1 pseudogene is annotated in these 272 nt (G+C 38.6%); it reads left to right on the forward strand.

The features are described 5' to 3' along the window. Nucleotides 1-272, forward strand: a pseudogene (locus tag SB756_RS30185) (acetolactate synthase 3 large subunit); the annotation flags it as partial.

Consider the following 272-nt stretch of genomic DNA (forward strand, 5'->3'; position numbering starts at 1 on the left):
GACTATTGTTCACGTAGATGTAGACCCTACCTCTATTTCTAAAACCATTAAAGCGCATATACCTGTTGTAGGTTGTTTAGACACTGTACTTAAACAACTTCAAGATGGAATAGACAAAAGTACAATTCAAATAGATCGCAGTGCACAAGAAGATTGGTGGCGACAAATTATTAGCTGGCGTGAACAAAAATGTTTGGGTTACAAACAAAGCCCTTCAGAAAAAATCAAGCCTCAAGCTGTTATTGAGGCGCTTTATAAAGCAACTGACGGCG

It is taken from the genome of Pseudomonas sp. SIMBA_068, from assembly GCF_046534705.1.
GTDB lineage: Bacteria > Pseudomonadota > Gammaproteobacteria > Pseudomonadales > Pseudomonadaceae > Aquipseudomonas > Aquipseudomonas putida.